Annotated in this window: 20 protein-coding genes; 11 read left to right on the plus strand and 9 right to left on the minus strand. The window is 64.0% G+C overall.

What is annotated here, in order from left to right:
- Positions 1–84 precede the first annotated feature (84 nt).
- The 3 genes from CN933_RS05915 to CN933_RS05925 form a co-directional block, all read right to left on the minus strand.
- Positions 85–2,298, minus strand: a complete 2,214-nt coding sequence (locus CN933_RS05915; RefSeq protein WP_018094121.1) for a 3-hydroxyacyl-CoA dehydrogenase NAD-binding domain-containing protein — start codon at positions 2,296–2,298, stop codon at positions 85–87.
- A 21-nt stretch (positions 2,299–2,319) separates the two neighbouring features.
- Complete coding sequence (locus CN933_RS05920) at positions 2,320–3,528, minus strand: acetyl-CoA C-acetyltransferase (protein WP_018094122.1); 1,209 nt, start codon at positions 3,526–3,528, stop codon at positions 2,320–2,322.
- Positions 3,529–3,636: 108 nt separating this feature from the next.
- Complete coding sequence (locus CN933_RS05925; protein WP_018094123.1) at positions 3,637–5,433, minus strand: acyl-CoA dehydrogenase C-terminal domain-containing protein; 1,797 nt, start codon at positions 5,431–5,433, stop codon at positions 3,637–3,639.
- Positions 5,434–5,881: 448 nt separating this feature from the next.
- On the opposite strand from CN933_RS05925, the gene CN933_RS05930 reads away from it, so the two are divergent.
- The 4 genes from CN933_RS05930 (at position 5,882) to CN933_RS05945 (ending at position 11,939) form a co-directional block, all read left to right on the plus strand.
- On the plus strand, positions 5,882–9,535 hold the full coding sequence (locus tag CN933_RS05930; protein ID WP_018094124.1) for a peptidoglycan-binding protein: 3,654 nt from the start codon (positions 5,882–5,884) through the stop codon (positions 9,533–9,535).
- A 338-nt stretch (positions 9,536–9,873) separates the two neighbouring features.
- On the plus strand, positions 9,874–10,800 hold the full coding sequence (locus CN933_RS05935; RefSeq protein WP_018094125.1) for a sulfite exporter TauE/SafE family protein: 927 nt from the start codon (positions 9,874–9,876) through the stop codon (positions 10,798–10,800).
- A complete protein-coding gene (locus CN933_RS05940) occupies positions 10,800–11,603 on the plus strand; it encodes a TIGR02186 family protein (RefSeq protein ID WP_018094126.1) in 804 nt (267 codons plus the stop codon). Before CN933_RS05935 ends, CN933_RS05940 begins: the two co-directional genes overlap by 1 nt.
- Before the next feature lie 99 nt (positions 11,604–11,702).
- The gene (locus CN933_RS05945) at positions 11,703–11,939 is read left to right on the plus strand and encodes an Lrp/AsnC ligand binding domain-containing protein (protein ID WP_018094127.1); all 237 of its coding nucleotides are present in this window, start codon (positions 11,703–11,705) and stop codon (positions 11,937–11,939) included.
- A gap of 65 nt (positions 11,940–12,004) precedes the next feature.
- Here the strand turns inward: CN933_RS05945 and pdeM are convergent, their stop codons facing one another.
- On the minus strand, positions 12,005–12,733 hold the full coding sequence (gene pdeM / locus CN933_RS05950) for a ligase-associated DNA damage response endonuclease PdeM (RefSeq protein WP_018094128.1): 729 nt from the start codon (positions 12,731–12,733) through the stop codon (positions 12,005–12,007).
- A 240-nt stretch (positions 12,734–12,973) separates the two neighbouring features.
- Positions 12,974–15,523, minus strand: coding sequence for a ligase-associated DNA damage response DEXH box helicase (locus tag CN933_RS05960; protein WP_018094129.1), 2,550 nt, complete (start codon positions 15,521–15,523; stop codon positions 12,974–12,976).
- Positions 15,524–15,629: 106 nt separating this feature from the next.
- Between CN933_RS05960 and CN933_RS05965 the strand changes: the two genes are divergently transcribed.
- Both CN933_RS05965 and CN933_RS05970 read left to right on the plus strand, forming a co-directional pair.
- Positions 15,630–16,136 carry an Rrf2 family transcriptional regulator gene (locus CN933_RS05965; RefSeq protein WP_026168526.1) on the plus strand — a complete coding sequence of 169 codons (507 nt, stop codon included), beginning with the start codon at positions 15,630–15,632 and terminating at the stop codon, positions 16,134–16,136.
- Positions 16,137–16,174: 38 nt separating this feature from the next.
- A complete protein-coding gene (locus tag CN933_RS05970; protein ID WP_018094131.1) occupies positions 16,175–16,636 on the plus strand; it encodes a carboxymuconolactone decarboxylase family protein in 462 nt (153 codons plus the stop codon).
- 89 nt (positions 16,637–16,725) lie between these two features.
- Here CN933_RS05970 and CN933_RS05975 read toward each other — a convergent pair whose 3' ends face one another.
- Both CN933_RS05975 and CN933_RS05980 read right to left on the minus strand, forming a co-directional pair.
- A complete protein-coding gene (locus CN933_RS05975; protein WP_018094132.1) occupies positions 16,726–17,361 on the minus strand; it encodes a YitT family protein in 636 nt (211 codons plus the stop codon).
- A gap of 111 nt (positions 17,362–17,472) precedes the next feature.
- Positions 17,473–18,411 carry a class I SAM-dependent methyltransferase gene (locus tag CN933_RS05980; protein ID WP_018094133.1) on the minus strand — a complete coding sequence of 313 codons (939 nt, stop codon included), beginning with the start codon at positions 18,409–18,411 and terminating at the stop codon, positions 17,473–17,475.
- Between the two features lie 147 nt (positions 18,412–18,558).
- Between CN933_RS05980 and CN933_RS05985 the strand changes: the two genes are divergently transcribed.
- From CN933_RS05985 to CN933_RS05995, 3 genes are read left to right on the plus strand one after another with little or no spacing between them, the layout of a single operon-like run.
- Entirely contained in the window at positions 18,559–18,825 is a 267-nt protein-coding gene (locus CN933_RS05985) for a DUF6460 domain-containing protein (protein ID WP_003530117.1), read from the plus strand.
- Between the two features lie 2 nt (positions 18,826–18,827).
- Entirely contained in the window at positions 18,828–19,331 is a 504-nt protein-coding gene (locus CN933_RS05990) for a CAP domain-containing protein (RefSeq protein ID WP_018094134.1), read from the plus strand.
- A gap of 46 nt (positions 19,332–19,377) precedes the next feature.
- Entirely contained in the window at positions 19,378–20,745 is a 1,368-nt protein-coding gene (locus CN933_RS05995; RefSeq protein ID WP_018094135.1) for an MATE family efflux transporter, read from the plus strand.
- Here CN933_RS05995 and CN933_RS06000 read toward each other — a convergent pair.
- Both CN933_RS06000 and CN933_RS06005 read right to left on the minus strand, forming a co-directional pair.
- On the minus strand, positions 20,721–21,809 hold the full coding sequence (locus CN933_RS06000) for a quinone-dependent dihydroorotate dehydrogenase (protein ID WP_018094136.1): 1,089 nt from the start codon (positions 21,807–21,809) through the stop codon (positions 20,721–20,723). The genes CN933_RS05995 and CN933_RS06000 overlap by 25 nt on opposite strands.
- Positions 21,806–22,153 (minus strand): DUF952 domain-containing protein, encoded by a 348-nt coding sequence (locus CN933_RS06005; RefSeq protein WP_026168527.1) that lies wholly within the window; start codon positions 22,151–22,153, stop codon positions 21,806–21,808. The genes CN933_RS06000 and CN933_RS06005 overlap by 4 nt, the downstream gene beginning before the upstream one ends.
- A gap of 120 nt (positions 22,154–22,273) precedes the next feature.
- On the opposite strand from CN933_RS06005, the gene CN933_RS06010 reads away from it, so the two are divergent.
- Positions 22,274–22,711 carry a hypothetical protein gene (locus CN933_RS06010; RefSeq protein WP_018094138.1) on the plus strand — a complete coding sequence of 146 codons (438 nt, stop codon included), beginning with the start codon at positions 22,274–22,276 and terminating at the stop codon, positions 22,709–22,711.
- Positions 22,712–22,852: 141 nt separating this feature from the next.
- Positions 22,853–23,500, plus strand: coding sequence for a response regulator (locus CN933_RS06015; RefSeq protein WP_018094139.1), 648 nt, complete (start codon positions 22,853–22,855; stop codon positions 23,498–23,500).
- The last annotated feature ends 143 nt before the right edge of the window (positions 23,501–23,643 follow it).

Here is a 23,643-nt window from a genome sequence, read left to right on the forward strand (position 1 = left end):
GCCTTGAACGTTTCTCTCCGGTCATTCGCGGTTACCGAGAATGACCGGAGAGACAATATTGCGCCGTGCGGCTGACCTGGCGGCTTATGCCGCCTTCTGCCCCGCTCCATAAGGATCGAAGCGCCCGTAGAAGGTCTCGCCCTTTGCGGCCATCTCCTTCAGAAGCGGCGTCGGCCGGAAGTGGTCGCCATGGTCGGCGGCGAGCTTTTCGCAGAGCTCGACGAAGGCTTTCGCGCCCATGCCGTCGATGTAGGAGATCGTGCCGCCGGTGTAGGGTGCAAAGCCGAAGCCGAGGATCGAGCCGACATCGGCTTCGCGCGGATCTGTGACGATGCCTTCCTCGATCGTGCGCGCGGCTTCGAGTGCGATCGTCACCAGCAGGCGCTGCTTGAGCACGCCGACCTCGATCTCGCCGGCATCCTTCTGCGGGTAGAGCTCTTTCAGACCCGGCCAGAGATATTTCCTGGCCGGCTTTGCCGGATATTCGTAGAAGCCCTTGCCGTTCTTTCGGCCGCGCCGGTCGAGCTCGTCCACCATCTTGTCGATCAGCGCCATGTGTCTGGGATCGACGGCCTTCTCGCCGAGATCGGCGACGGCCGCCTTCAGGATCTTCTGGCTGAGGTCGATCGCCACCTCGTCGTTGAGAGACAGCGGTCCGACCGGCATGCCGGCCATCTTGGCGGCGTTCTCGATCATCGCCGGCGGTACGCCCTCGATCAGCATGTCATAGGCTTCGTGGATATAGCGGAAGACGCAGCGATTGACATAGAAGCCGCGCGTGTCGTTGACGACGATCGGCGTCTTCCTGATCGCCGCGACATAGTCGAGCGCGGCCGCGAGCGCGCGGTCTCCGGTCTCCTTGCCGAGGATCACCTCCGTCAGCATCATTTTCTCGACCGGCGAGAAGAAATGGATGCCGATGAACCGGTCCGGCCGTTTGGAATTCCTGGCGAGGCCGGTGATCGGCAGCGTCGAGGTGTTGGAGGCGAAGATCGCGTCCTCGGCGATCACCGCTTCGACCTTCTCGATCACGTCCTTCTTGACCTGCCGGTCCTCGAAGACCGCCTCGATGACGAGGCCGGCATCCTTGAGATCGCCGTAGTCCGCCGAAGGTGTGATGCGCGAAAGCAGCGCTTCGCCTTCCTCCTTGGTCAAGCGTCCCTTGCCGATCGCGTCCTTGACGAGGCCTTCCGAATGCGTCCTGCCCTTTTCGGCAGCTTCCATGTCGCGGTCGATGAGGGTGACGGGGATGCCGCCTGCCGCGGTTACATAGGCGATCGAAGCGCCCATGAAACCGGCGCCGACGACGCCGACTTTCCTGAGCTCGGTCTTCGGTACGCCGGCCGGTCGGCGCGCGCCCTTGCCGAGTTCCTGCATCGAGACGAACAGCGACCGGATCATCGAGAAGGCTTCGGTCGTCTGCAGGATTTCGGTGAAATAGCGCTGCTCGATCTTCAAGGCCGTATCGAAGGGAACCTGCAGCCCCTCGTAGACGCATTTCAGGATCGCGATCGCGGCGGGGTAATTGCCGTAGGTCTCGCGGCGCAGGATGCCGGAGGCGGCCGGCCAGAGCTGCGCGGAGGCGGGCGTCCAGATGCCGCCGCCCGGGAGCTTGAAGCCCTTCTCGTCCCAGGGCTGCACCGGTTTCAGGCCGTTCTTGATCATCGCCTTGGCGGCCTCGATCAGTTTGTCCGGGTCGACCACCTCGTGAACGAGCCCCATGGCCTTTGCTCGCGCCGGCGTAAGCGAGGAGCCGGTCGTCATCATCTGCAACGCGTCCTGCGTATTGGTCAGCCGTGGAACGCGCTGGGTGCCGCCGGCACCGGGGAAAATGCCGACCTTGACCTCGGGAAGCGCGATCTTCACCGATTTCGCATTGGAGGCGACACGGCCGTGGCAGGCGAGCGACATCTCGAAGGCGCCGCCCATGCAGGTGCCGTTGATGGCCGAGACCCAAGGCTTGCCCGAGGTTTCGAGCTTGCGGAAGAGACCCGTCATCCGGCCGACGAGGTCGAAGAGTCTCCGGGCCGCGTTGTCCGGGTCCTTCTTCTTCTCCTCCGCCTGGAAGGTGAACATCGACTTGATCATTGAAAGGTCGGCGCCGCCGGAGAAGGAGGATTTGCCGGAGGTGACGACCACGCCCTTGACGCCAGGATCCGCCGTCGTCTGATTGATGATGGCGTCGAGTTCCTTCATCACCTCTTCGGTGAAGACGTTCATCGACTTGTCGGGCATGTCCCAGGTGACCAGCGCAATGCCGTCGGCGTCGGTTTCGATCTTGAAGTTCGTGTAAGACATATTCTCTCTCCCGGGATCGGATCAGACGCGTTCGATGATCGTGGCGGTGCCCATGCCGGCGCCGATGCAGAGCGTCACCAGCGCCGTGTTGAGGTCGCGGCGCTCCAGCTCGTCGAGCACGGTGCCGAGGATCATCGCCCCGGTCGCGCCGAGCGGATGGCCCATGGCGATCGCGCCGCCATTGACGTTGATCTTGTCGTGCGGGATGTCGAAAGCCTGGCAGTAGCGCAGCACGACGGCCGCGAAGGCCTCATTGAGCTCGAAAAGATTGATGTCGGAGAGCTTCATGTCCGCCCGCTTGAGGAGCTTCTCGGTGACGTCGACCGGCCCGGTCAGCATCAGGGCCGGGTCGGAGCCGATATTGGCGAAGGCGCGGATGCGGGCGCGGGGTTTGAGCCCCATGGCTTCGCCGCCGGCCCTGGAGCCGATGAGCACGGCCGCGGCGCCATCGACGATGCCGGAGGAATTGCCGGCGTGGTGGACGTAGTTGATGCGCTCGATCTCCGGATGCGCCTGGATGCCGACGGCCTCGAAGCCGCCCATCTCGCCGGGCATCTGGAAAGAGGGGTTCAGCGAGGCCAGTGCCTGCATGTCGGTGCCGGGGCGCATATGCTCGTCGCGGTCGAGGATGACCAGGCCGTTCTGGTCCTTGACCGGGACGACCGAGTTCTTGAAATAGCCCTTCTCCCATGCATTGGCGGCGCGCTTCTGGCTTTCCACCGCATAGGCGTCGACGTCGTCGCGCGAGAAACCGTATTTCGTGGCGATCAGGTCGGCGGAAACGCCCTGCGGCATGAAGTAGGCGGGCAGGTTGACCGAGGGGTCCATGAACCAGGCGCCCCCCGACATGCCGAGGCCGACGCGGGACATCGACTCCACGCCGCCGGCGATCACGATATCGTCCGCTCCCTGGGCGATCTTCGCGGCGCCGAAATTGACGGCGTCGAGGCCGGAGGCGCAGAAGCGGGAGATCTGCATGCCGGGCGCACGCGTCGAATAACCCGCCTCGAAGGCTGCGGCTTTCGGGATGACCGCACCCGCATCCATGACCGGGTCGACGCAACCCATGATGACGTCGTCGACCGTCGAAGTGTCGAGCCCGTTGCGATCGCGCACGGCCTCGAGCACCTTGGCGGCGAGCCGGACGGAGGGCACCTCGTGCAGCGCGCCGTCCTTCTTGCCACGGCCGCGCGGCGTGCGCACGTGGTCGTAAACGAAGACTTTCGTCATCTCTTGATCTCCCTTTCGGCGGCGTTTCCTCGGGCCGCGCATTATCAATCGGAGCGGGATTCGGGCGGAAGACCGCTTCTCGCTTTCGATCCGGCTCCCAGTCTGAAATCAGAACGCGGCCGCGTCCAGCGCCATCATCGTGTCGGCGCCCGTTTCGATGCGGATCTTGCGCAGCGCCGTTTCAGGCAGGATGCGCTCCATGAAGAACCTCGCCGTGATCAGCTTGTTCTTGAGATAGTCCGCGCGCTGCGTTTCGCCAGCGGCAAGCTTCTCCTCCGCCGTCTTGGCCATCTTCGCCCACATATAACCGAGGACGACGAGGCCGAAGAGATGCATATAGTCGGTGGAGCCGGCTCCGGCATTGTCGGGTTTGGCCATGGCGTTCTGCATGAACCACATGGTCGCGGCCTGCAGGTCGTTCAGCCCTTTCTTAAGGGCCTTGGTGTAGCCGGAGAGCTTTTCGTCGCCGCGGTTCTCCTCGCAGAAGTCGCCGATCTCCTTGAACAGAGCCATGACGGCGCGGCCGCCGTTCATCGCGAGCTTGCGGCCGACCAGGTCGAGCGCCTGGATGCCGTTGGCACCCTCGTAGATCATTGCGATGCGGGCATCGCGCACATACTGGCTCATGCCGTGCTCTTCGATATAGCCGTGGCCGCCGAATACCTGCTGCGCCATCACCGCGTGATCGAAGCCCTTGTCCGTCAGCACGCCCTTGAGGATCGGCGTCATCAGGCTGAGGATGTCGTCCGCCGCCTGGCGCTCCTCTTCGCTGTCCGAACGATGGGCGATGTCCGACTTCAGCGCCGTCCAGAGCGTGAAGGCGCGGCCGCCTTCGTTGAAGGCCTTGATCGTCATCAGCGTGCGGCGGATGTCCGGATGGACGATGATCGGATCGGCCTTCTTGTCCGGCGCCTTGGGGCCGGACAAGGAGCGGCCCTGAATGCGCTCGCGCGCGTAGCTCGCAGCATTCTGATAAGCGACTTCGGCAATCGAAAGCCCCTGCATGCCGACGGCAAGCCTGGCCTCGTTCATCATCACGAACATGGCGCTGAGGCCCTTGTTCTCCGTGCCGATCAGATAGCCGGTCGCCTCGTCATAATTCATGACGCAGGTCGCGTTGCCGTGTATGCCCATCTTGTGTTCGATCGCGCCGCAGGAAACGCCGTTGCGTTCGCCCGGCTCGCCGCCGGCGTCGAGCTTGAATTTCGGCACGATAAAGAGCGAGATGCCCTTTACACCGTCAGGCGCGCCCTCGATGCGCGCCAGCACCAGATGGACGACATTTTCCGCCATGTCGTGCTCGCCGGCGGAGATGAAGATCTTCTGGCCGGAGATCCTGTAGGAGCCGTCGCCGTTCGGCACGGCCTTGGTGCGCAGCAGGCCGAGGTCGGTGCCGCAATGGGGCTCCGTCAGGTTCATCGTGCCGGTCCAGGTGCCGTCGACCATTTTGGGCAGATAGGTCCGCTTCTGGTCTTCGGAACCGTGCACCAGGATCGCCGCGATCGCCCCCTGCGTCAGGCCCGGATACATCATAAGCGACATGTTGGCCGCGGACATGAATTCGCCGACGGCGGTGTGGAGCGTGTAGGGCAGGCCCTGGCCGCCGAATTCTTCCGGGGCGGCAAGACCGAGCCAACCGCCTTCGCGATAAAGGTCATAGGCTTCCTTGAAGCCCTTGGGCACGGTGACGGAGCCGTCCTCGTGACGCTTGCAGCCCTCCTGGTCGCCGGAAAGATTGATCGGGAAGAGGACCTCTTCCGCGAGCTTTGCGGCCTCGCCGAGGACCGCGGCCGTCATGTCCGGCGTCGCATCCGCAAAGCCCGGGAGATTGTGGTAGCGCTCGATGCCGAGCACGTCGTTGAGGATGAACAGGGTATCGTCGACCGGAGCCTTGTAGATGGGCATGCTTTTCCTCGCCTTGATGTCCTTTCGGGCCGCGCCGCACGGCAGACCCGCTTCTCACTGTGTCGAGCGCGCACCGGTGGCGGTGTGCGACTTGGACGGATGCTATCGAATTTTGACGTTTGCGTAAACGTCAAAAATTCCCGAAAGGCGAAAGTTTCGCTCCTGCGGCGCGCCGCTCCAAATGCCATATGGCGGGGGGCGGCGGCGTACCGGGCGACAATAATCGTTAAAAATCGGATCGGTTAACGGCTTATTTACCACGTTTAATGAATTGTGCGCTTTGAGATGGTCAAAGCTGCAACCGGTCCCGTCTTTGCATTGTTGCGGTTTTGCCCACATCGGCGGTGCCGCCGAAATCGGAGCGAAAGCCGGGGAAGCCCGGGCTCCTTCGGCGGCTTCGATGACGGTCGAATTTATAGGGCCAAAGCGACACAGGGGCGAAGAGGCAATGAACGGATCGCGATCCACTTCTCAGCGCATGGGCAGCCCGTCCTATGGCGACCGGCCGTCGCTCGATGCCCTGAACCGCACCATCGAAGGGCTCGAAGCGCGCATCGAGGGGCTCATGAGTAGCGTCAGCCGCGAGACGCGGCAGCCCGAGCGGCCGCGTCCGGCCCCAAGCGAAGCGGTCTCCGAAATCATCGACCGCCAGCGGGCGCTCAATGCGGCGCGCGAGCGGTCGCCGCTGCGCGAACGCGCTGCGTCGGGCGACCTCGATCGCCTCGCTCCCACCCGCCTTGCGGCAGAGCCACGCTACCAGCCCTCTCAGGCAGCAGCCGCGCCATCGGGACGCTCTTCGGCTGCAGCGGATATCGCCGAGGCGCTCGTCGGTCTGCGGCATGAGCTGAAGCGCGATCTCGATGACGGCCTGTCGCGCGAAATGCATGCGCTGCGGTCGGAAATCCGCGGCATCAAGGCCGAAGCCGCCCAGGACCGCCGTTTCGCCGAGGACGTGCGGCACGATATCGAGCGGCTTTCGGCTGGCATCAAGGAACTTGGCCGGCAGGCTTCGCCCGCCGAGGCCGATGCGCTCAGGATCGAATTCGATGACCTGAGGTCCATGCTCGAAGGCCTCGCGCGCGAAGACAGCATGCGCCGCATGGAAAACCGATGGACCGGCGTCGAGGATCGGCTGAACGCCTTCGACCAGAACCGCGACGATGAGCTGGTGGCGCTCGCCTACCGGCTCGACGAGATCAAGGCGCAGATCAATTCCCTGGACAGGGGCACCGGGATCGAGGTGCTGGAAAGCAAGCTCGTCGCGGTCGCCCAGGCGATCGAGATGCTCGGGCGCCAGATCCAGCCGGACGAGAGGCGCCTGGCGCCGCAATTCGCCGACCTCGGCAAGCGGCTCGATGAGATCAGCCGGGCGATCGCCGCAGGCAGCGGTAATGTGGCCGGCACCGACGGTTCGTTCGTTGATCGTCTGGAGAACAGGCTCGGCGATCTGTCCCGGCAGATCGACACCCTCTCCAATCCTGCCGATTCCGGCCTCGGCGCGCGGATCGAGGCGCTGGCAGCTCGCGTGGAGGACCTTGCCGGCGAGAAGGGGGCGGCCAGATTGGAAGAGCGCCTGGACCAGCTTTCCGCGGTGCTGGAGCACAACCGGCAAGGCGCGGAGCCGGATCTTACAGATCGTCTTGCCGACATTTCCCGGAAGATCGAAGCCCTCTCGGGCGACAGCGTCACCGATGCACTGGCTGAACGGCTCGACGATCTCGCCCGCCGTATCGATGGGCTTGCGCGAAATGTCGAGCCCTCGGCGGACCCGCGCTTCGATCGCCTCGAGGATCGCTTGGCAGGTATCGCCCAGCGCCTGGAGGAGACGCATGCCGCGCCGTTCGACGACCGGCAGGCGCTGCGCAACCTCGAAGCTCAGATCGGAAACCTCTCGACGCTGATCAGCCAGTCTCACGGTGAGACGGCAGGCGTGCCGGCGGAATTCGAGAGCCGCATGAACACGCTGGAAGACTATCTCGCCACCAGCGACGAATATATCATCGAAGCTGCCCGGCAGGCCGCGGAAGCCGTGATGGAGGCATATTCCAGGAACACCGCACCGCAGATGGCGGCGAGTACCGACATGGCGGCGATCTCGGCGCTCGCCGAGGATCTGCGTACATTGGAGGAACTCAGCCGTTCGAGCGACGAACGGACGGCACGCACCTTCGAGGCGCTGCATGAAACGCTCGTCCATATCGCCGAGAAACTGGAGCGGCTTGAAGAGCGGGAGCCCCCGGCTTCTCATGTTCCGATGCCCAAGGCTGCGCCCGTCGAAGCCGCGGGCACTTTGACGATGGCGGAACGCGACGAGGACGTGGAACACGCGCCACACGCGTTCGCGGCCGCAAGCGAAACCTCCATCCACGCACCGGTGCCGGCCGCAGCTGAGGCGAATGATGCCGCCGAAGTCGCAATGGTCGAAGACGGCGAGATCAAGGTGGAGGCCCGTGCGGCGAAGACGAGCCTGCTTGCCGGTCTGACTCGGCGCTTCGCGCCGAGGCAGAACGAGGGAATGCCGATCCAGGCGCGGCAGATGGTCGAGCCCACCCCCTCGATCGACCCCTCCGAAATGCTCGCTCCCGAGGACGCCAATCAGCTCCTCGAGCCGGGCTCCGGCGTGCCGGACGTCAAGAAGATACTCGAACGTGTCCGTGCCGGTCAGATGGCCCGTGGCGCGCAGGAGGCGAACGACGGCGAAAAGGCGGACTTCATCGCCGCCGCGCGGCGCGCGGCGCAGCTGGCCGTCGAGGAATCCGATACGCTCAATCGCGTCAAGGAAAGCAAGGCACCATCCGCCGTCGGCGGCGCGCTCGCCCGCCACCGCCGTCCGATCCTGATCGCGGTCGGTGCCGTGCTGCTCGCGATCATGTCCTATCCGCTCGTCAGCACGGTGCTGAAAGGCAAGGAGGCCCCGAGCGCTCCGCCGGTTGCAGCGATCGAGCGCAAGGCAGAGGTTGCGGAGCCGGCGGCCGCCGTCGAGCGCCTCGCCCAAACGGCAGCTACCGCGAAGACTGGAGAAGAGCCCAGGGCTCCGGCTGGCGTGGAGAAGACGGATGCGCCGGCGATAGCGGCAAAGCAGCCGCCAGCCACTGCCGAAGCCGGCAAGGTTGACAAGGCCGTTGATGGCGCTGGCGACGGCCAGGCGGCCTTGATGCGGCCGGCGGAGGCACGAACGCCTGGACCCGTCTCGACCTTGCAGCCGCCTTTAGAAAGTTTAGCCGCTGAGCCGGCCAGGATGAGCGAGATCGTTCTGCCGGAGGGCTTCGGACCGCCCGCGCTCGTAACCGCGGCCAAGGGCGGCGATCCTCTCGCCTTCTACGAAATAGGCGCCCGCTTCACGGAAGGGCGGGGGGTCGAGGAAGATCGGGCGGAAGCCGTCAAGTGGTATCAGCGCGCCGCCGACGCCGGCGTGATTCCGGCCGCGTACCGGCTCGCCAACCTTTATGAGAAGGGCGCGGGCGTTCAGCGCGACGCAGCAAAGGCCAAGGCGCTCTATCTCAAGGCGGCTGCAGCCGGCAACGCCAGTGCGATCCACAATCTCGCCGTCATGCTCGCCGGCGGCCGGGACGGCGGGCCGGATCTCGCCGAAGCGGCCAAATGGTTCGAGAAAGCCGCCAGTCTCGGCGTTCGCGACAGTCAGTTCAACCTCGCCGTCCTCTATGCGCGGGGCGACGGTGTGGCCCGCAATCTGGAAGAATCCTATAAATGGTTCGCAATCGCGGCCCGCGACGGTGACAAGGACGCGGCAGAAAAGCGCGACGAGATCGCCAAGGCGCTGAAGCCGGACGAGCTTTCCAGTGCCAAGGCGAAAGTCGACGCCTGGAAGGCTCAGCCTGTCGACGCCGAAGCAAACACGGTGGAGGTCCCGGATGCCTGGGTCGGTCCGCCGACCAAGACGGCCACCGTCGATATGAGCAGAGCCGTTCGCAACATCCAGGCGATCCTCAACAATAACGGCTTCGATGCCGGCAAGCCGGACGGCCAGGTAGGCCAGAAGACGATTGCCGCCATCAAGGCCTTTCAGACTTCGGTCGGCCAGGAGCCGACGGGTGAGATCACCGATGGGCTGGTCCGGGAGCTTCTGAAGCGGAACAGCTGAACCGTTTCGGCCGTACCGCGCATGACGTGGTGCCACAAGGTCGCAGGCGTGCCTGCGGGGCCGCGCATGTGCCTGAAAAGGTTGACAGCTCTGGTCCGGGAGCGCATGAGAGAAAGTGTCGCCCGTTTCTCCCTCAGGGGCGCGAACGGTCCACCCATATACCCCCCGTCCGTGGTTAATCATGTACCACTTCGAAGGACAGCGCCATGCGCCTCTTCGAGCGCGTGAGGCTTGAGAATAGTGAAACATTGCACAATTCCTCAATTGTTTGCGGTTAGGAATTGTGGAGGAGCAATTTCCGCCCGCAATGCGGGCCGCTGGCATATCGAGGTTCGGCCGTGACGGTCTATCTGCCCATTGCTGAGTTGTCGGTGAACATCTTCGTCATTCTCGGCATGGGCGCGGCCGTCGGTTTTTTGTCCGGCATGTTCGGCGTCGGCGGCGGATTTCTGATCACGCCGCTTCTGATCTTCTACAATATTCCGCCCGTCGTGGCGGTGGCGACCGGCGCCAACCAGGTGGTCGCCTCGTCGATATCAGGGGCGATCGCCCATTTCCGCCGCGGCACCATCGACATCAAGCTCGGCACGGTGCTCTTGTGCGGCGGCCTTGTGGGCGCGACCGTCGGCGTCTGGCTGTTCTCGCTGCTCAGGAGCGTCGGCCAGCTCGATCTGGTGATCTCGCTGCTTTATGTGGTGCTTCTCGGCTCGGTCGGCGCGCTGATGCTGTGGGAGAGCATCGGCGCAATGCGCAAAGCAGCGAAAAACCAGCCAGCGCAGCTCAGACGGCCCGGGCAGCACAATTGGATCCACGGCCTGCCGCTGAAGATGCGCTTCAAGAAGTCGAAGATCTATCTGAGTGTCATCCCTGTGGCGACGCTCGGCTTTTCCATCGGCGTGCTGACCTCGGTGATGGGCGTCGGCGGCGGCTTCATCATGGTGCCGGCCATGATCTATCTGTTGCGCATTCCGACCAGCGTCGTCGTGGGCACATCGCTCTTCCAGATCGTCTTCGTCTCCGCCTATACGGTGATCGTCCAGGCCTCGACCAACTACACCGTCGACATCGTGCTGGCCTTCGTGCTGATGATCGCCGGCGTCATCGGGGCGCAATACGGCGTGCGCGTCGGCCAGCGGCTGCGCGGCGAGCAGCTCAGGGCACTGCTGGCGCTGCTCGTTCTCGCCGTCGGCATCCGCCTGGCGGTCGAGCTCGTCATCCCGCCGAAGGACATTTACTCGGTCGTATCCGCGGGGGCCGGCTTCTGATGCGCTCGCTTCTCCTTCACCCGATCGTCGCCCTGGTCCTCGCCGTCGCCACCCCGGCCGCAGCGCAGGTTCTGGAGCGCCAGGTTACCAATTTCACCGAGAAGCTCGAGATCGGCATCTCGACGGAAGAGATTGCCATCACCTCCGATTTCCGCGGCGCCGACCTGACGATCTTCGGCGCCATCGATGGTTTCGACGCCAGCCTCCTGGCGCAGGGCAAGTACAATATCATCGTCGCGCTGGAAGGGCCGAAGGACAATGCGACGGTGCGAAAGAAGGAGCGGGTGTTCGGTATATGGGTCAATACCCAGTCGATGACCTTCGAGCTCGTGCCGGAGGCCTACTCGCTTTCGAGTACCCGCGCCATCGAGACGATCGCGCCGCGGCGCGACATCGCCAATATGGGCATCGGCGTCGACCATATGCGGCTGGTGCCGCTCGGCTTCGTCGGCGACGGCAGCACGCTCGGCGAGTTCCGCAACGCCTTCCGGACGATTCGCGAGACGAGCGGCGTCTATCAGCGCGATCCGGGCGGGGTGCAGTTCATCAGTTCGAGCTTGTTCAAGGCTTCGGTGCGGCTGCCGGCCAACGTCCCGAACGGCATCCATGTCGTACGCGCCTATCTCTTCCGCGACGGCGTCTTCGTCGCCGCCAAGGCTCTTCCGCTCAGGGTGGTTAAGACCGGCCTCGAACAGGCGATTACCCGCGCCGCGCACGATCAGCCGGTGATCTACGGCCTCCTGGCCGTAACCCTCGCCGTCGTCACCGGCTGGGGTGCCAGCCTGCTCTTCCGCAAGGAGTGAGGGAAGCCGGCAAACCGAGTTGGCGTTCCATTTTGCGTTATGGCGGTTTAAGGAAGCACGGGCATCGGCGGCAAGCGATGCGAAACTTGAGGAAACCCCATGAAACCGATTTTCGTGCAACTGCAATGCGCCCCCGGCAAGACCTATGAGGTGGCCGACGAGATTTATCGCAGGGAGATCGTCTCGGAGATGTATTCGACCAGCGGCGACTATGATCTGCTTCTGAAGGTCTATGTCGAGGAAGGCCAGGATATCGGAAAGTTCATCAACGACAATATCGCCAGCGTTCCGGGCATATCCCGCTCGCTGACGACGCTGACTTTCAACGCGTTCTAGAGCCGTGAAACTACGCACTTCCGGACGGAAAACCGTTACACGCTTTTCCTGGAAGTGCTCTAACCTCACCCGAGAAGGTTGGCGAAGCGCACCGAATAGATCCGGTCGCGGCCAAGCATATGGGCGACGAGCTGCTGCCGGTCGAAAAGGCCGCTCATCTCACGATGCCTGAGGTCGAGACCTCCCGTCGTGACCCCGAAAGCAGGCATGACGAGGCGCTTGCCGTCGGTCGCGAAGCAGGCGCGCCTCACCGATCTTTCCCGTCGCCTCACGGTCGCCGAAGGATGCAGGTGGCCGGCGATCTCGCCGATGCCGTCGCGTCTCGAAGGCTCGTGCCGGAAGACCAGGCCCGCGTGGCGGAGCTCGTCCATGGAGGCGCCGGGCAGCCCCTGTGCGCCGTCCGGATCATGATTGCCGTTGATCCAGATCCATTCGCGGCCGCAGGCCATGGCCGCGATCATCTGGCGGAAGGTTTCCGGCATTGCAGCCGATCCCTTCCGGTCGTGGAAATTATCGCCAAGACTGATGACGGTCGCGGGGTCGTGGCGGGCGATGACCGCCTCCAATATCCTGAGCGTCGCAAGCGTATCGTAGGGAGGCAGCATCATGCCGCGCCGCGCAAAGGCGGAGCCTTTTTCGAGATGCAGGTCGGATACGACGAGCGTGCGGCTTTCGGGAAAATAGAGGCCGCCGAGCGGATCGCAGACCGCGGCGATTCCATTGATGGACGTGCGCGCGTGCAGGGATGGGCTGACGGCAGGTGATGTCGCGTAGATGAGCCGATGCATGGTCATTGCGGTGTTCTTGTGTGTGGGCGAGAAAGGCTCCTTTCCTCCCGCTTGCCCCTCACCCTAACCCTCTCCCCGCACGCGGGGAGAGGGGACGTGCCCCACGATACCGGTGAAAACGGTAGCGGCGGCGCTTGCCGCGGATCCCTTCTCCCCGCCTGCGGCGAGAAGGTGCCGGCAGGCGGATGAGGGGCGCCGCGGAGGGGTGGGGGGCTTGGGGAGGATTTTCGCTCTCTCATAATTCTCTCATCCATCCTTGCCGTGGCCGCTCATCGCCTCGTTGACCAGATCGTCGGCCGCTTCCGTGAGCAGGAAGTCCTGGGCTTCTCCATGCACCGATTCCCGTCCGATCTCCAGCATTACCGGGATGGCAAGCGGCGAGATCTGATCGAGCCTGCGATGGGTGATATGGCCCTTGATCCGCTTGAGCATGGAGCCGAGGCGGCCGATGTCCAAAAGTCCCGTGGCCGCATCGTTGCGCGTCGCCTCGAGGAGAATGTGATCCGGCTCGTGCGCGCGCAATACGTCATAAATGAGATCGGCGGAAACGGTGATCTGCCGCCCGGTCTTCTCCCTGCCGGGGTGGCGCTGCTCGATGAGCCCGGCGATGACCGCGCAATTGCGGAAGGTACGTTTCAGGAGGAAGGATTCGTTCAGCCACGCCTCCAGATCGTCGCCCAGCATATCCTCGTCGAAGAGCTGCCCGAGCGACGGCGCCCGCGCCCGGAACGCCGCGCCCATGTCGTCGAGCGCCCAGATGGCGAGCGAATAGTCGGTCGCCACGAAGCCGAGCGGCTTCAGCCCGGCGCGGTCGAGACGACGGGTAAGGAGCATGCCGAGCGTCTGGTGGGCGAGCCTGCCCTCGAAGGCGTAGATGACCATGTAGTGCCGGCTGCCCCGCGGGAAGGTCTCGATCAGGAGTTCGTCGTCGCGCGGAAGCATCGACACGTCGCCCTGCAGCGCCAGCCAGTCCCTGACCTGGTCGGGCAGACCTGCGCGGCGGGCCGGATCGGCGACCATCTTTCGCACCTGTGCTGCGAGATAGGTGGAGAGCGGAAACTTGCCGCCGGCATAGCTCGGCACCTTGGGATCGAAGGAAAAGGCCTGCGAGGCCAGGCACTCGTTCTCGCGGATGCCTTCGAAGCGCAGCACCTTGCCGGAAAAGACGAAGGTGTCGCCCGGGGAAAGCATTTCGAGGAACGATTCCTCGACTTTGCCGAGCGACATGCCGCCGCGGCCAAGCGAACCGCGCTGGTTGCGCTTGACCATGCGGATGTTCAGCATCGGCGATTCGACGATCGTCCCGACATTGAGGCGGTATTGCTGAGCAACCATCGGGTTGGAGACCCGCCAGAGCCCGTCCTTCGTCTTGCGGATGCGGGCATAGCGCTCATAGGTGCGAAGCGCGTAACCGCCGGTGGCGACAAGATCGACGGCGCGCTCGAAGGTTTCCCAGGGAAGCCGGGCATAAGGCGCAGCGCTGATCACCTCTTCATAGAGTTCAAGCGCATCGAAAGGCTGCGCGCAGGCCATGCCCAGGATATGTTGCGCCAGCACGTCGAGAGCGCCCTTGCCGATCGACGGCGTGTCTTGAGCGCCGACGTAATTGGCGTCGAGCGCCGCCTGGCACTCCATAACCTCGAAACGGTTGGCCGGAACCAGAATCGCGCGGCTCGGTTCGTCCATGCGGTGGTTGGCGCGGCCGATGCGCTGCGCAAGCCGGCTTGCTCCCTTCGGCGCCCCCACATGGACGACCAGATCGACGTCGCCCCAGTCGATGCCGAGATCGAGGGTCGACGTGGCGACGACGGCGCGCAGGCGGTTTTCGGCCATTGCCGCCTCGACCCTGCGGCGCTGGGCGACATCGAGAGAGCCGTGGTGCAGAGCGATCGGCAGATTGTCGTCGTTGATTTTCCAGAGTTCCTGGAACAGCATCTCGGCCTGGCTGCGGGTATTGACGAAGAGCAGTGTCGTCCGGTGTTTCTTGATGGCAGCGTAGACATCCGGGATTGCATAGCGGGCCGAATGCCCGGCCCAAGGCACCTGGTTCTCGGTCCGCAGGATGGAGATCTCGGGCTTTGCGCCCCCGGAAACGGTGATCAGTCCCGCATGGTTCTCCTTGGCGAGAGATTGAGCGACCAGCCAGCGCTGCAGATCCATCGGATCGGCGACCGTAGCCGAAAGACCCGTCGTCTGGAGACGGGGCGCCAGGCGGCGCAGCCGCGCGAGGCCGAGCGAGAGGAGGTGGCCGCGCTTCGACATCACCAGCGAATGCAGCTCGTCCAGCACCACATAGCGCAGGTCCTTGAAGAAGCGCTCCGCCTCGCCATTGGCCAGAAGCAGCGCGAGCTGCTCCGGCGTCGTGAGCAGTATGTCGGGCGGGTTGAGCTTCTGCCTCTGCCGCTTGCCCTGCGGCGTGTCGCCGGTGCGGTTTTCGATGCTCACAGGCAGCCCCATCTCCCCGACCGGTTTCATGAGGTTGCGCTCGATATCGACGGCAAGCGCCTTGAGCGGCGAGATGTAGAGCGTGTGAATGCCGGTGAAGGCCGCGCCGGGCGGGATCCTGCCGCGCCTGGTGATGTCGACGAGGGAGGGCAGAAAGCCGGCAAGCGTTTTGCCGGCTCCGGTCGGCGCGATCAGAAGCGTGCTCTCGCCCGCCTCGGCCCGTGAGAGAAGTTCGAGCTGATGGGCGCGCGGACGCCAACCCTTTTCGGCGAACCACCGGAGAAAGGGTGAAGGCAACGTCAGGGCGTCGCCTTCCGGCGACGGAGAATCGATCCTGTCCACGCAGAACAAAGGTAGATCAAACGCGGCAAAAGAGAAGCCGGCATCTTCGTGCTGCTGCAATGATTGACTCGGAGCGAGAATCATGGATAAATTTTATCTAGGATAGGAGATGCAGATGAAACTCGGCGACGGCGTCGAACAGGCCATTCACAGCGTCACGATGCTGAGCTGTCTTCAGCCGGGCAGTACCCTGTCGGCCGCAGCGCTCGCCGAGTTCCACGGCGTCTCGACCAGTTACCTGCTGAAGCATCTGCAGGCGATGTCGGGGGCCGGACTGCTCGAAGCCGTGCCGGGGCCGAAGGGCGGCTACCGGCTTGCGCGCGCGCCCGAGAAGATCACCCTGCTCGATATCGTCCTCGCGGTGGAGGGGGCGGAGCCCGCTTTTCGCTGCAACGAAATCCGCCTTCGCGGCCCCAATCCCTATTCCTGCAAGCCGGCCGCGCCGTGCACGATCAATGTCGCGATGCTCAGGGCCGAGCAGGCCTATCGCGCCGAACTCCGGCGCGTGACCATCGCCGGTATCATGGCCGACCTGAAAGCTATCGACCGCGACGGGGCGATCGCGGCGCGAACGAACGGTTTTCTCGCCCTTCATGAACGGAAATCGGGCAACGCCGCCTGATGTGAACCACCACCCAAACAGCCAAACAGGAGAAGATCATGCAGTCACGTCTGAATTTTGCGAAAGCCGCTCCGGACGCCTACAAGGCGGTCGCCGCGCTCGACAGCTATGTCAAAGGCTCCGGAATCGAGCCTCGCCTTATCCACCTGATCAAGCTGCGCGCCTCGCAGATCAATGGCTGCGCCTATTGCGTGGACATGCACACCAAGGAGGCGCGCCACAGCGGCCTCAGCCAGCAATGGATCAACCTCGTCTGTGTCTGGCGCGAATCGCCGCATTTCGACGAGCGCGAACGGGCGGTCCTCGGCTGGACCGAGGCGCTGACCAATGTGGCCGAGACACGTGCGCCCGACGACGCCTATGAGGCGCTCAAGGCGCATTTCAACGAGGAGGAAATGACCAGGATCACCGTCGCGATCGGCGCCATCAACGTGTGGAACCGGCTGTGCGTCGGCTTCCGTGCCTTGCCCCCGATCGACGAGCCGGCCGTGGCGGCTTAGAGCGGGATGAGGGAAGTGTATGCGGGTTTCGGTCCGCACTACGCTCTCTAACCACTGAGACTACACAATTCCCGGAAGCGATAGGGCTGTTACAGAGCGATGTAGCGGTCGGCGCGGTGGTTGATCGCCACGAAAACGTTGAGGACGACCGCGCCGAGTACCGACCAGATGACGACCGTCGGCGTCGTCACGAAGAATGCTGCCGCCAGAACGATCATGTCGATCGCGAGTTGCACGAGACCGGCGCGAATGCCGAAGCGCTCCTGCAGGTAGATGCCCAATATGCCCACGCCGCCGAGGCTCGCGCGGTGGCGGTAGAGCGCCAGGAGACCGTATCCGAGGAGTAGGCCGCCGATGAGAGCGGCCCAGCCCGGGTGAATCTGCCCGATCTCGAAAAGACGCGCTTGCATGTCGGTCAGGAACGAGGTGAGCGCGATGGCAATGAAGGTCTTGAGCGTGAAGGCCGGACCGAGCCGCTTCAGCGACAGGTAGAAGAACGGCAGATTGAGCAGGAAGAAGGTGAGACCGAAGTTCACGCCCGTGGCGTAATGCAAAAGAAAGGCGAGGCCGGCGGTGCTGCCGGTCAGAAGTCCGGCGCTCGCCAGGAAATAGAGACCGAGGGCGGCGACGAGGCTGCCGGAAAAGACGCCTTGAACGTCCTCCACGGGCGTGTGCCGTGTGGGACTTGTATTCCAGAGACCGAAAACGCTGCTTGCCTGTGCCATGGCTGACCCTCAGATCGCGACGACATCACCATTGCTGCAGCGCACAAAAAATTCAAGCAAAATATGTAAGTAATGCTGACCTATTTTCGCCCTCCCCTTCGGGGAGCTGCATCAAGACGGCTTGCGCGCGAGGAATAATATCCCGGCGACGGGCTCGCCGGCATCCCTGCGGATGATCGTGCGCTCGGTCGCCATTATGGACAGACCGCTCGCTTCGCAGAGGGAGGCGATATAGGTTTCCGGATGCGCGTAGCGCAGCGACGGACGCAGCACGAAGCCGTCGGCCCCGCCTGCATCCTCGGCGGAAAACGCGAAGAGCCCGCCCGGTGCGAGCAGGCGGTCGGCGATGACGAAGACACCTTCGAGATTGCCGAGATACATCAGAACGTCCGCCGCGCTGACAAGGTCGGCACGCCGCTGCTCCAGCCCGCCGAACACGCCCGAATCCTCGGGAGCCAATGAAAGGTCCGCCTGGGCGAGGCGGTCATAGACACCCTTCGCTTCGGCCTTGGCGAGCATATTGGCGGAAAGATCGAAACCCTCGAGGAAATCGGCGCGATCGCGGATACGCTCGCCGAAGAGCCCGGTGCCGCAGCCGAAATCGGTGACGTGGCGAAAACGCCCGCCGCCGTTCACCCGGTCGATCAGGGCCGCAAGTTTCTCCGGGACGCTGTAGCCGAGCTTTTCGACGAGCGCGTGGTCGAAGCGCTCGGCATAGTCGTCGAAAAGGCGCTCGACGTAAACGCTCGGCGGCTGTTCGGGCGTCTCGGTCGCGCCGAGCAAAGCGAGCTTGAGGCTGGCGCCGAAGATGTCTTCCGGATTGAGCCGAAGCGTATTGCGCAGCGCGTCGACGGCTGCCTCTATTCGGCCCGATTTCTCTTCATAGTCCGCCAGCCGGAACCAACCGGCCGCCCATTCCGGGGCAAGCTCCAGCGCCTGGGCCATGAGTTCCGCCGCACCTGGCGCATCGCCCGCTTCCGCAAGCATCTTCGCGTAGTCGGCGCGGCGGTCGGCGATCAGGTCGCCGGAGGAGAGCTGGTTGAAGGTCATGGAGATGCGGCTTGGTTGCGATGGACGCTTCTGACGCCGCGAAAGGCAAAATACAAGCGGATTCTGAAAGCGGCACCTCGGGCCGTCATGCCTTGCACGCTTGGGAATGGCGGCTTATGTGAAGGGAAACAGGAGAAGTTCTCGCTGATGTCGGACGGAATAAATAAATTCTTGGGGGACTCGCCGCTACGCGTGCTCGTCAAGCTGCTGGTGGTGTCGATCCTGGTCGGCTTCGTGATGACGGTCTTCGACTGGTATCCGGCAGATATCTATTACGGTATCCGAAACTTCCTGCTCGATCTCTGGCGGACCGGGTTCGCGGCTCTCGGACGGGTGGGCGACTACCTGCTCCTCGGCGCGGTCGTCGTCATTCCGCTCTTCATCATTCTGCGTCTCTTCAGCTATCGACGGTAAGCATGCACGATCAGATATTTGTCGCCCGCAGACGGCTGCTTCTGCGTGCCGGTGCCGTGGTCTCCCTCGGTCTTATCACCGGCTGCACCACCTCGAATCTCCTTTCTCCGGACAGCGGTACGGGCAGCGATCAGACCGAAGCGACGCTCGGTTACGTCAACACGCTGCGCAAGGGCAGGGGTCTTCCTGCGCTTTCCGGCGACCCGGTCGCTTCCGTTGCGGCCATGCATCAGGCGGCACGCATGGCGAGCGCGGGCAAGATGCGGCACAATATCGGCTGGCGGGACAGTTTCTACGATCGGATGAAGGGGCAGGGCGTCACGCTGCCGGCTGCCGAAAACATCGCCGTCGGTCAGAAGGACGCCGGGCGCGCCTACGATGCCTGGTTCAATTCTCCGAAGCATCTTGAAAACATGCTCGGCAATTACCGGGGGCTCGGCGTCGCCGTGGCGCAGAATTCCGCTTCCGGAAACCGCCCCTATTGGGCCATGGTGCTCTGCAGCTGAGCTGATTCCCGGGTGACCTACGGAATCGGACCGTAGGGACAGGATCATGACGGCTACGCAAAGCCTCGAACGCGACACGGACAACCCCGAAGCCGGACCTTTCCTGGTCACCAACCGGCTTATCTTCTCGATCGCCCTGCCGATGACGCTCGGCTTTCTGACGACGCCGCTGCTCGGCCTCGTCGACACGGCCGTCGTCGGCCGGCTCGGCAAGGCGGAGCTGCTCGCGGGTCTCGCGGTCGGCGCGGTGATGTTCGACCTCATTTTCACCACTTTCAATTTCCTGCGTGCCGCAACCACGGGTCTCGTCGCGCAAGCCTATGGACGTGGAGACCGGCGCGAGCAGCAGGCGGTGTTCTGGCGTTCGCTCATGATCGCGCTCGTCACCGGCGGCACCATCGTGCTTATATCACCCATCCTGCTTTCCGCCGGCCTCTGGCTTATGGGGCCCGGTCCGGAGGTTGCGGAGGTGACCCGGACCTATTTCCTCTATCGCATCCTTTCCGGCCCGGCCGCCCTCGCCAACTACGCCATCCTCGGATTCGTGCTCGGCCGCGGCGAGGGCACGCTCGGCCTGATGCTGCAGACGCTGATCAACGGCACCAATATCGTACTCTCGATCCTGCTCGGCCTCGTTCTGGGCTGGGGCGTGGCCGGCGTCGCGATCGGCACCGTGGCGGGTGAGGTGATCGGCGCGCTTGCGGGTTTTGCAGTCGTCTACGGTCGCTTCGACAGGAAGGACGCGCCCGGTTGGGCGATGATCTTTGCCGGCGACCGCCTGAAGAAACTGTTCGGCCTCAACCGCGATATCATGATCCGCTCGTTCGCCCTTCTGGCCGCCTTCACGCTCGTGACCCGGATCGGCACGTCCTTCGGGCCGGTGACGCTTGCGGCAAACGCCGTGCTGATGACGATCTTCCTTGTGGCCGGCTATTATCTCGACGGGCTTGCCACCGCGGCCGAACAACTGACGGGCCGCTCGATCGGTGCCGGTTATCGCCCCGCTTTCGACCGGGTCCTGCGGATGACTGCCCTTTGGTCGCTCGGCCTCGCCGCATTGACCACGCTCGTCCTGCTCGCTTTCGGCAACACCGTGGTGAACATGCTGACGACTGCGCCGGACGTGCGCGCGCTCGCCTATGAATATATGCCATGGGCGGCCGTGACGGCGCTGACCGGCGCACTCGCCTTCCTGATGGACGGCGTCTTCATCGGTGCCGGCTGGTCCCGCGACATGCGCAATATGATGCTGGCCGCCTTCATCGGCTACGTGGCGGCGCTTGCCGTGCTCGTCCCTGCATTCGGCAATCACGGCCTCTGGGCCGCGCTCAACCTTTTCCTGTTGCTTCGCGGCGCTTTCCTGCTGCTGATGGTGCCGCGCCGGGCGGCTCAGACGTTCCGGCCGCTCCAGTAGTCGAGCCGGCTGTCGCGTATGTCGCGGATCGAGGCAAGTTTCTCGCGCTCGCAAAGGGCCGAGAGGCCGCGCACGATCCGTCCCGGCAATCCCGGTCCCTCATAGACCATGCAGGAATAAAGCTGCACGAGATCGGCTCCGGCGCGGATCTTTTCCGCTGCGGTTTCCGCCGAGCACACGCCGCCGACCCCGATGATCGGCAAGTGCGGTCCCACCCGCTTGCGCATCCGGGCGAGCACTGCCGTCGATTTCTCGAAGAGCGGCTTTCCGGAAAGGCCGCCGGCTTCGTTGGCCTGGCGTCGGTCCTTCAGACCCTCGCGCGAAAGCGTCGTGTTGGAAACGATCAACCCGTCCAGACGATGCGCCAGCACCTCGGCTGCGATGTCGTCCATGCCTTCTTCTGTCAGGTCCGGAGCGATCTTGAGGAAGACCGGAACCTGCCGGCCGCTTTTTCGCGCCTCATCGTCCCGGGCGGAAAGCACGGCCGAAAGCAGCGCCGAGAGACTCTCGCGCGCCTGCAGATCGCGCAGGCCCGGCGTGTTGGGCGAGGAGATGTTGGCGGTGAAATAGCGTGCCACCGAATGGAAGGTACGGATGCCTGTTACGTAGTCGGCGATCCGGTCCGCGCTGTCCTTGTTGGCGCCGATATTGACGCCGATCAGCGCCTCGCGCGAGCAGGCCTTGAGCCGCGCCAGCGCCGCCCCGTGCCCCTCGTTGTTGAAGCCGAGCCGGTTGATCACCGCCTCGTCCTCGACGAGCCGGAAGAGTCGCGGCTTGTCGTTGCCCGGCTGCGGCCTCGGCGTCACCGTGCCGATCTCGGTAAAGCCGAAGCCGATCTTCAGCAGCGCTTCGGGGACTTCGGCATTCTTGTCATAGCCGGCGGCCATGCCGACTGGGTTGGGAAAAACGAGGCCCGCCACGGTTTGCCCGAGCCGGGGGTCCGCCGGCGCGGCGCAGCTCGGCACCAGGCCGCCTTTCAGCGCCTTGATCGAAAGGCCGTGCGCCGCTTCCGGATCGAAGAGGAAGAGGCCGCGCCGTGCGAGGTGCTCCAACCGGCGGATCATGGGGCGAGTTCCGGGAAGCTGTGCTGACCGTCCGGCCGCAGCGGCAGGGGCTTCTCCCATAATACGGCATCAAGCGGGAGCGGAGCGTAGAGATGCGGAAACAGCGCGCCGCCGCGAGAGGGCTCATAGACGAGTTTGTCGCCCAGCGCCGTCGCGTCGACCGCAACGAGCAGCAGGTCGTCCTGACCTTCGAAATGCCGGGAGGCGGTTTCGACGACCTGGTCGCGGGTCGAAAAATGAATGAACCCGTCGGCGAGATCGACGGGGGCGCCTGCAAACGCGCCGGTCCGCCGCGCTTCCTGCCATAGAAGTGCCGGAACGATCTTGTATATGGTAGCGTTCATCTTTGTTCGCTTATCCGTCGTGAGCATGAGTGATGGCCTTGCCGCAAATATCGGCGCCTGTCCACCGCACAGCATGAGATCGAGGCGGATTTTCCGTAAGCATTCAACGGAGAGAACGTCATGAGACAGGCAGTCGCAATGCTCGCAGTCGGGTTGGGGTTCGGTCTCGTTGGCCCGGCGGCTGCGCAGGAAGCCTCGCCCGGCCGCTACAGCATGCAGAAGTCGGAAACGGGATTAGCCCGGCTCGACACCGAGACCGGCGAGGTCACCTTGTGCCAGGAAAAGGCCGGGGAGCTCATCTGCAGGATGGCGGCCGACGAGCGAGCCGCATTCGAGCGCGAACTCGATCTCCTCACACGTCGCATAGAAGCGCTGGAAAAGGCCGTGGAAAGCGGTGAAACCGCGGCCGAACCGGCGCTACCCGACGATGAAGAGATTGACCGGGCAATGAGCATCATGGAAAGAATGGTGCGCAAGTTCATGGGGATCGTGAAGGAATTCGAGGACAAGGGCAGCGATTCCGCCGACGAGGGCGAGAATCTGCCGCAGAAGACCTGAAAACGAGCGGTGACGTGCTGGAGGGCACGCGCCGCGCATGTTTCCCTGAAAACAGGGATCATTTGGGAATAAGATGATACGGCAGATCCACAGCGCAAAGCTGCAGGATGGCAGCCGAGGCTCTTGGGAGGGAGCGTCATCATGCCGGAAATGACCATCATCATCGCCGACGACCACCCGCTCTTTCGTGGCGCAATGCGCCAGGCGCTGAGCGGCATGGTGGGCGCACCGGCCATCGTCGAGGCCGGAGATTTCGCCGCTGCGCGCAGGTCTGCGGCCGACAACCCGGACGCCGATCTGATGCTGCTCGACCTGACGATGCCGGGCGTCAGCGGGCTTTCAGGGCTGATCGCGCTGCGTGCCGAGTTTCCGAGCCTGCCCGTGATGATAGTCTCGGCCCATGACGATCCGGCGACCATCCATCGTGCGCTCGATCTGGGAGCGGCAGGGTTCCTGTCCAAATCGGCCGGTATCGAGGAAATCCGTGAAGGCATCGCAAAGGTGATGGCCGGCGAGGTGTTCGTCCCGGCCGGTTACGATCAGAACCAGGAATACGAACCGGAAGTTGCCGATCTGCTGCATCGGCTGCAGACACTGACGCCGCAGCAGTCCCGCGTCCTCTCGATGCTCGCCGAGGGGCTGCTCAACAAGCAGATCGCCTATGAACTCGGCGTCTCCGAGGCGACGATCAAGGCGCATGTCTCGGCGATCCTCCTGAAGCTCAACGTCGACAGCCGTACACAGGCGGTGATCCAGCTATCGAAGCTGGGGACGGTCGCGGCGGCCTGAGGGGCCGCTCCCGACGCTGGAGATTTTTGCCCTCATCCCGCTGCCGCGACCCTCTCCCCGTTTGTGACCGGTGAGGTGCGTCGGGAGTTCGCGGCTTGTCCCTTCGCCCCGCCTGCGGGGAGAAGGTGGCCGGCAGGCCGGAT

The organism is Sinorhizobium sp. M4_45, from assembly GCF_002885915.1.
In the GTDB taxonomy this organism is placed as follows: domain Bacteria; phylum Pseudomonadota; class Alphaproteobacteria; order Rhizobiales; family Rhizobiaceae; genus Sinorhizobium; species Sinorhizobium meliloti_A.

Coding starts and splice junctions, on each gene's coding strand:
- CN933_RS06005 (WP_026168527.1), bottom strand. CDS start 22,153: ATGAACGCTACCATATACAAGATCGTTCCGGCACTTCTATGGCAGGAA.
- CN933_RS05985 (WP_003530117.1), top strand. CDS start 18,559: ATGTCGGACGGAATAAATAAATTCTTGGGGGACTCGCCGCTACGCGTG.
- CN933_RS05920 (WP_018094122.1), bottom strand. CDS start 3,528: ATGACGAAAGTCTTCGTTTACGACCACGTGCGCACGCCGCGCGGCCGT.
- CN933_RS05930 (WP_018094124.1), top strand. CDS start 5,882: ATGAACGGATCGCGATCCACTTCTCAGCGCATGGGCAGCCCGTCCTAT.
- CN933_RS05965 (WP_026168526.1), top strand. CDS start 15,630: ATGAAACTCGGCGACGGCGTCGAACAGGCCATTCACAGCGTCACGATG.
- CN933_RS05940 (WP_018094126.1), top strand. CDS start 10,800: ATGCGCTCGCTTCTCCTTCACCCGATCGTCGCCCTGGTCCTCGCCGTC.
- CN933_RS06015 (WP_018094139.1), top strand. CDS start 22,853: ATGCCGGAAATGACCATCATCATCGCCGACGACCACCCGCTCTTTCGT.
- CN933_RS06000 (WP_018094136.1), bottom strand. CDS start 21,809: ATGATCCGCCGGTTGGAGCACCTCGCACGGCGCGGCCTCTTCCTCTTC.
- CN933_RS05915 (WP_018094121.1), bottom strand. CDS start 2,298: ATGTCTTACACGAACTTCAAGATCGAAACCGACGCCGACGGCATTGCG.
- CN933_RS05990 (WP_018094134.1), top strand. CDS start 18,828: ATGCACGATCAGATATTTGTCGCCCGCAGACGGCTGCTTCTGCGTGCC.
- CN933_RS05995 (WP_018094135.1), top strand. CDS start 19,378: ATGACGGCTACGCAAAGCCTCGAACGCGACACGGACAACCCCGAAGCC.
- CN933_RS05980 (WP_018094133.1), bottom strand. CDS start 18,411: ATGACCTTCAACCAGCTCTCCTCCGGCGACCTGATCGCCGACCGCCGC.
- CN933_RS05970 (WP_018094131.1), top strand. CDS start 16,175: ATGCAGTCACGTCTGAATTTTGCGAAAGCCGCTCCGGACGCCTACAAG.
- CN933_RS05945 (WP_018094127.1), top strand. CDS start 11,703: ATGAAACCGATTTTCGTGCAACTGCAATGCGCCCCCGGCAAGACCTAT.
- CN933_RS06010 (WP_018094138.1), top strand. CDS start 22,274: ATGAGACAGGCAGTCGCAATGCTCGCAGTCGGGTTGGGGTTCGGTCTC.
- pdeM (WP_018094128.1), bottom strand. CDS start 12,733: ATGACCATGCATCGGCTCATCTACGCGACATCACCTGCCGTCAGCCCA.
- CN933_RS05975 (WP_018094132.1), bottom strand. CDS start 17,361: ATGGCACAGGCAAGCAGCGTTTTCGGTCTCTGGAATACAAGTCCCACA.
- CN933_RS05925 (WP_018094123.1), bottom strand. CDS start 5,433: ATGCCCATCTACAAGGCTCCGGTCGACGATACCCTGTTCATCCTCAAC.